The sequence below is a fragment of the Frankia sp. CeRuru1 genome, from assembly GCF_977966315.1.
Window position 1 is genome coordinate 1 of record NZ_CDWWEW010000299.1, and the last position, 6,461, is coordinate 6,461.

General features: G+C 72.0%; 7 protein-coding genes. 4 read left to right on the forward strand and 3 right to left on the reverse strand.

Going from position 1 to position 6,461, the window contains the following annotated elements:
* Positions 1-240 precede the first annotated feature (240 nt).
* From AC08OP_RS18445 to AC08OP_RS18455, 3 genes are all read left to right on the forward strand, one after another.
* A complete protein-coding gene (locus tag AC08OP_RS18445) occupies positions 241-1,167 on the forward strand; it encodes an NADP-dependent oxidoreductase (protein WP_476615335.1) in 927 nt (308 codons plus the stop codon).
* Positions 1,164-1,949, forward strand: a complete 786-nt coding sequence (locus tag AC08OP_RS18450; RefSeq protein WP_476615336.1) for a GNAT family N-acetyltransferase — start codon at positions 1,164-1,166, stop codon at positions 1,947-1,949. Before AC08OP_RS18445 ends, AC08OP_RS18450 begins: the two co-directional genes overlap by 4 nt.
* 201 nt (positions 1,950-2,150) lie before the next feature.
* Positions 2,151-2,690, forward strand: a complete 540-nt coding sequence (locus AC08OP_RS18455) for a pyridoxamine 5'-phosphate oxidase family protein (RefSeq protein ID WP_476615337.1) — start codon at positions 2,151-2,153, stop codon at positions 2,688-2,690.
* A 28-nt stretch (positions 2,691-2,718) separates the two neighbouring features.
* Here AC08OP_RS18455 and AC08OP_RS18460 read toward each other — a convergent pair whose 3' ends face one another.
* Positions 2,719-3,144, reverse strand: a complete 426-nt coding sequence (locus AC08OP_RS18460) for an SDR family oxidoreductase (RefSeq protein ID WP_476615338.1) — start codon at positions 3,142-3,144, stop codon at positions 2,719-2,721.
* A gap of 597 nt (positions 3,145-3,741) precedes the next feature.
* Between AC08OP_RS18460 and AC08OP_RS18465 the strand changes: the two genes are divergently transcribed.
* Positions 3,742-4,212, forward strand: a complete 471-nt coding sequence (locus tag AC08OP_RS18465) for a response regulator transcription factor (protein ID WP_462188140.1) — start codon at positions 3,742-3,744, stop codon at positions 4,210-4,212.
* A 93-nt stretch (positions 4,213-4,305) separates the two neighbouring features.
* Here AC08OP_RS18465 and AC08OP_RS18470 read toward each other — a convergent pair whose 3' ends face one another.
* Positions 4,306-5,046, reverse strand: coding sequence for a FadR/GntR family transcriptional regulator (locus AC08OP_RS18470; RefSeq protein ID WP_476615339.1), 741 nt, complete (start codon positions 5,044-5,046; stop codon positions 4,306-4,308).
* A gap of 211 nt (positions 5,047-5,257) precedes the next feature.
* Positions 5,258-6,445: an LLM class flavin-dependent oxidoreductase gene (locus AC08OP_RS18475; protein ID WP_476615340.1), complete on the reverse strand. Its 1,188-nt coding sequence runs from the start codon at positions 6,443-6,445 to the stop codon at positions 5,258-5,260.
* Between the last annotated feature and the right edge of the window lie 16 nt (positions 6,446-6,461).

Sequence of the window (6,461 nt, forward strand, 5' to 3'; positions counted from 1 at the left end):
CCTTCGATCTTCTTCGGCCCTTCTTCGACGTCGAACGAACCAGAATCTGACTATCGGCCTGACCGCGGCAGGCGCCGCCGCCCCGGTGCCGGCCACCGCCGGAAGGTGGCGGCCCGGCCCGGTGTTGTAGGTGACCGCGGTCGGCGTAGACGCCGATCGCGGATATCGCGGATATCGCGGAGGTCTCGGCGCGGCGGGACGGCCGCGGCGGGACGGCCAGGGGAAACGGCGAAGGGAACGGTGGTTGTGGTGCCGAAGGCGTACGTCTACAGCGGCCACGGCGGTCCGGAGGTGGAGGCATTCGCCGACCTCCCGATCCCGGTGGCCGGGCCGGGTCAGCTCACGATCGCGGTACGTGCCGCCGGGGTCAACCCCGTGGACTGGAAGCTGCGGGGCGGCCTGCGGCTGCCGGCCGCCCCGCCAGCCGTGTTTCCGGTCGTACTCGGAGTGGAGGCCGCCGGCGTGGTGACGCAGGTGGGCCCGGACGTCGACGGATTCGCCGTCGGCGACGAGGTGTTCGGCAGCGCGCCGGGCGGTGGCTACGCCGAGTACACGGTGCTGACCGCCGGGGAGAGCGCGCGCAAGCCGGCCGCGGTGTCCTTCGTGGCCGCGGCGACGCTGCCGGTCGCGGCGGCGACCGCCTACGACGGCGTGCACCAGCTGGCCCTGCCGCCCGGCGCCACCCTGCTGATCACCGGTGTGGGTGGCGGCGTGGGAGTGGCCGCCGCGCAGATCGCCCGGCAGGCGGGCCTGACGGTCGTCGGCACCGCGAGCGCCGGCAAGAAGGACTTCGTCGAGGCCCTCGGCGTCGCGCACGTCGAGCCGGGCCCCGGCATCGCGGACCGGGTGCGGGCCGCCGCGCCCTGGGGGGTCGACGGAATCTACGATCTCGTCGGGGGCGAGACGCTGGACGACGTCGTCGAGGTCCTCGCGGACCGGTCGAAGCTCGTCACAGCCTTGTCCGGGGCGAGCGACCGGCACGGCGGGACGACGGTCCAGCGGGCCCGGGACAGCCGCGTGCTCGACGCGGTCGCCCAGCTGGTCGTGGACGGCGCGCTGGACCCGCTCGTGACCGCAACCTTCCCGCTGGACCAGGCCCCGGCGGCGCTGCGCGCGGTGGAGAACGGCCACGCCCGCGGCAAGATCGTGATCGAGGTCGCCGCGTGACCGAGCTTGCCGTTCCCCGACAGCATGTCCCCGACCGGCATGTCCCCGACCGGCAGGAGCCCGACCGGCAGGAGCCCAGGCGGCACGCGACCGGCCAGCACGTGCTGAACAACCCCGTCCGTTCCTCCCTCCTGGGTCCGCACGCGCATTTCGCCGAGCGGGTCGGTGACGTGCTGCGCTACCCGGTCAACGTGTCACCGTTCGTCGCCCTGCCGGACGTGCCCGACGAGGGCACCTGGCGCAACGCCGCAGTGCTGCTCGGCCCGGGCGCGATCGTGCCGTTCACCGGCATCGACGCTTCCCCGCCGCCCGGCTGGGAAGAGGCAAGCTTCGACGGCGCGCAGCTCGTGGACGAGGGGGTCGACGCGTTCCCGGACGAGGAGGCCGTGCGGCTGGGGCCCGCGGACGTGCCGGAGATGCTCGCGCTGGTCGAACGCACCAAACCCGGGCCGTTCCTGCCCCGCACGATCGAGCTCGGCACGTACCTCGGCATCCGGCGGGACGGCACCCTGGTGGCGATGGCCGGGGAACGGCTGCACCCGCCCGGCTGGACCGAGATCAGCGCCGTCTGCACGGACGCGGGCCACCGGGGCCAAGGCCTCGCGACCCGGCTCGTCCGCGCGGTCGCCGCGGGCATCCGGGCCCGCGGAGAGACACCGTTCCTGCACGCCGCGGCGACCAACACGAACGCGATCCGGCTCTACGAGTCGCTCGGGTTCCGGCTGCGGCGTGAGGTGACGTTCCGCGCCGCGCAGATACCGGATATCGAGCCAGCCGCGTAACCACCGCCCGGCCGCGTAACCACCGCACCGGCCCGCGTGGCGAACGCCTTCCCCGCGGGCCGGTGCGGACCACCGGCAGGCCATCCCCCGGTCGGACGACCCGCGCCGGCGCGACGACCGGCCCTGCCCGCGGTCGCCCCGTCCGACTACCGTTCAGAAGTGTGAGGTACGCCGACGACCCAGAACGAGGGGGATGACGCGATGACCCCGCCGAACGCGGGCGCGCCGGCGCTCGTCACCGTGGCTTCACCGACCGATCGGACCGAGCTGGCCATGCCCACGACGCAGACACCGACCCAGACCACCGGGACCAGCATCAGGGTGGCATTCGCCTTCGACCATGCCGGTGGCGGGGTGCTGTCCCCCGCAACCTGCCTGTGGCTGCTCGGGAACGAGCAGCTCGGCCGGGTGGCGTTCCGGGCGGACGGGGAGGTCCTCGTGCTGCCGGTGAACTACGTGATGGACGGGGAGGCGGTGGCCTTCCGGACGGCCGTGGGCTCGAAGCTGACCGCCGCGATCGAGGAGGACGCGGTTAGCTTCGAGGCCGACGGGCGCGATCCGGCGTCCCGCAGCGGCTGGAGCGTCCTGATCAGCGGGAAGGCCGTGTCCGTCACCGACCCGGGCACGCTGTCCAGGCTCGAGCGGACGGGACTCAAGCCCTGGGCGGACCGCGTCGAGCATCCGCACTGGGTACGGATCCTGCCCGAGTCGATGACCGGCCGGGCCATCATCCACTCCTGACCCGCCGGCTCGAGCGGAAACCCGCCTTTCAGCGCATCACGAGACCACCGTCGATCACCACCGACTGCCCGGTCATGTAAGCGGAGTCCGGACCGGCCAGATAGGACACGAAGGCGGCCACCTCCTCGGGTATCTGCCCGCGGCCGAGCGGGATCCCGGCGGCGTACTGCTCGAGCGCCTGCCCCTTGCCGAGGCCCAGCTGGCCGCCGAGCTTTTCGGCGATGTCCGCGCCGGCCGCCGCGAGGCGCAACGCGATCGCCCAGCCGATAGTGAACGCCGATAGTGAACTCCGCCATGCCGCCATGCCGCCGTCGGCCATCAGCCCGTGGAAGCCGACCTGGCGGCAGACGTTGTACCGGCCGGCGAGCTCGGGCCGGGTGGTTCCGACCGGGTGTGGCTCCGACCGGCTAACTCCGACCGGGTGGTTCCGACCGGGTGTGGCCGCGGCCGCCACGGCCAGTCCGGCCTATTCCTACCATCCACCCGCGCGGATTCCCGTGCATCCGCCCACATCATCCGCCGTCGTCCCACCTATTAACCCGGCGGGCTCATCGGATAACCCCCGAGGCCGTTTACGCTGCCCGCCGTCAACCCGCTGACGTGCGGGTTCCCGCCTGCCTTCAGGAATTTCCTTCGCGCCCCCTCAAACCGAGGAGGACTTTGGTGCGGCGACGTGGCATGACGCACCCGAAGGAGCCCCTTTCGGGGTAGCATTCAAGACTACCCTCGGGCCTTCCGGCCGGGGGGGAGCAGTATGTTCTTGGCATGGGAGCGACACCATTGACGACCGGCCGGAGCAAGGAGATAACCTTTTCGATGTAGCCGGCAGCGGGCATCCGACGAAGACGGACGGCCAGCCTGGAGCGGAGCCGACGTGGCAGTGTGCCCACTTCACCCGCGACCGGATCATGGAAGGCATCACACAAAGGTGGTGTACGGCTGATCCCGGGACCGACCGCCCCTTCATGAATACACCGGTACGCGCCTGGTTGTCCGGGGGCGCCCATCCGGAGGTAGCCGGGTTATCGACGTGGATAGGGAGAGGAGCATAATGGGCCCAGTGGCATCGGATTCGATCCCGATGCAGGTGCGCCTGCACCGGACGATGACCCCTGCCGGCTTTGACCGCGCACCGGGACCATTCGTCGCCGATGGACAGCCGCCCGACTCTCGCACGCAGCGGGAGCGGGTCCGCCTGGCCCAGATCGAGCTGCTGGAGCTGAGCGCCCAGATGACGGCCCCCCATCTCAGGCGGCAGATCCTGCACATCTACTCCCTGCTGCGCAACGAACCGGTCGTCACGCCCGGCCCGCCGAAGCCGCCGCCCTTCCGCCTCACCTTGCGGGAGATGGAGGTGCTGACCCTCGTGGCCACTGGCTGCTCCAACGTCGAGGCGGCGGAGCACCTCACGATCCGCGCCGAGACCGTGAAGACCTACATGCGCAGCATCATGCGCAAGATGGGGGTCCGTAACCGTACGGCAGCCGTGCACGCCGCCCGGCAGAGCGGTCTGCTGGACTGAGCGGCCCGCTGGACCGAGGCGGCGCCGTAGCCCCCCGGCGAGACGACGCGCGGACCGTGACCAGGCGGCGGCATGGACCCGGCCCCGGACGGCTCACCAGCCGAGGAGATCCTCCGGCTGGTCGCGGAGGTAGCGGGCCATCGCGTCCCCGTGCTCACGGCACAGTGCGGCGGCGGTGTCGGCATCGCCGTCCCGCACCGCCTCGGCGATCCACCGGCACTGCTCCCAGGCCAGGGCGACGCTGGCGGGGTCGGGCAGGAACGGCCGCGAGGCCGGGTACTGCGACAGCGAGCCGAGCACGTCCTCGAAGAGCTGAAGGGTGGGGCTGCGGGCGATCTCGGCGAGCAGCACGCCCCACTGCGCCCGGGTCCGGGCATGGTCGCGGGCATCCCCACCGGCGGTGCCGTCAACGGCGGCGTTGACGGCACCGTCGACGGCGCTGTCGACGAAGGTCAGCAGCCGACCCCGCTCGGCCGGATCCGGATTGAGCGCGGCGAGCCGGGCGCATTCGGTGGTGATGAGGGCGTGGGTCGCGCTGAGGTCGGCGAACGAGGCCCTACGGGTGCGCAGGAAGACCGACGCCATGTGGGCGACCCCGGCCGCGTCCGGCCGCTGCCCGTACAGACCGCCGTGATGACCCCGGCGGACGGTGAGGATCCCCTCGGCCTGCAACAGCCGCACCGCCTGACGCAGCGACGGCCGGCTGACGCCGAGCCGGGCCAGCAGCTCGTTCTCCTGGCCGAGGTACAGGTCGCCGTCCTGCCGGCTAAGAATCTCCTCCCGCAGAACATGAGCGACCGCCGTCGCCGTGTTCACCGCGGCCACCCGTTCCATGCGTCCCTCCTCCCGAGCGTCCCTCCTCCCGAGCGTGACGCCTCCCGAGCATGACGCGAACAGCATCATACTTTCAGGTACCTGTGAGTTTCAGGTACCGAAGACAACACCGCCGGCGAGGAGTTCGAGACGGCGGGCCGAGCGGGCCGAGCGGGCCGAGCGGGCCGAGCGGGCCGAGCGGGCCGAGCGGGCAGCCCGACCGGGCAGCCCGTTACCCGAGCGGAGCGAGACCGAGGTGCTCGCGCAGCGTCGTCCCCGAGTAGTCGGTGCGGAATACGCCGCGCTCCTGGAGCAGCGGCACGACCGTGTCGGCGAACTCATCCAGCCCGCCCGGGGTGATGTGCGGGACGAGGATGAACCCGTCGCTGGCGTCCTCCTGGACGAACTTGTTGATCGTCTCGGCTACGGTGGCGGCCGAACCGATGAACGACTGCCGTCCGGTGACCTCGATGACCACCTCGCGCAGCGAGAGCTTCTTCGCCTCGCCGAGCTCGCGCCACTGCCGGACGGTCGCCTGCCGGTCGTCGAACATCCGCACGCTGGCCCGGCCCTTCGAGATGGTGTTCTCCCCCGGTACCGGGTCGACCTCGGGCACCGGGCCGTCCGGGTCGTAGCCGGAGAGGTCGCGGTTCCAGAGCTGCTCGGCGAACAGGATCGCCGTCGCCCCGCTGACCTGCTGGCGCCGGATCACGCCGGCCCGTTCCCGCGCCTCGGCGTCGGTGTCGCCGAGGACGAAGGCCGCCGCCGGCAGGACCACCAGTTGCTCGGGTCTGCGGCCGTGGCGGGCCAGGCGGCCCTTGATGTCGGCGTAGAAGGCCTGGCCCGCGTCGAACGTGCTGTGCCGACTGAAGATCGCGTCGGCGGACGAGGCGGCGAACTCGCGGCCGGCTCCCGAGTCGCCGGCCTGGAAGATGACCGCCTGGGCCTGGTGGGTCTGGTAGTCGGCGATGGTGGGGAGGTCGCGTCGGCCGAGGTGGGGAGTTTCGCCGGGGCGCAGGGCCTGGACGCGCACCCCGGCGCGGCCAGTGCTGGTGTAGTCCAGGGTGGCGATGGCCTTGGAGATGTGGAACGGCTCGGTGTGGGTGGTGGTGACTGCGGGGACGAGGCCGATGTGGCTGGTCAGGGGGGCGACCCGGGCGGCGGTCAGGACAGCGTCCAGGCGGCCGCGGACCTGGTCGGTACGCCCGTCGGGGCCGTCGAGACGGGAGGTCTGCAGGGCGAGGGAGTCCTCGATGGTGACGAAGTCGACCAGCCCGCGTTCGGCTTCCAGGACGAGGTCGGTCCAGTAGCGGGCGGTGAACAGCTCGGCCGGGCGGGCATCGGGCTCCCGCCAGGCCGCCGGATGCCACCCGGCTCCGTCCAGAGCGACGGCGAGACGCAGCTCCGCGAGGGCGGTCATCGGGTCGGATCCAAGA

Coding starts and splice junctions, on each gene's coding strand:
- AC08OP_RS18465 (WP_462188140.1), top strand. CDS start 3,742: ATGGGCCCAGTGGCATCGGATTCGATCCCGATGCAGGTGCGCCTGCAC.
- AC08OP_RS18470 (WP_476615339.1), bottom strand. CDS start 5,046: ATGGAACGGGTGGCCGCGGTGAACACGGCGACGGCGGTCGCTCATGTT.
- AC08OP_RS18455 (WP_476615337.1), top strand. CDS start 2,151: ATGACCCCGCCGAACGCGGGCGCGCCGGCGCTCGTCACCGTGGCTTCA.
- AC08OP_RS18475 (WP_476615340.1), bottom strand. CDS start 6,445: ATGACCGCCCTCGCGGAGCTGCGTCTCGCCGTCGCTCTGGACGGAGCC.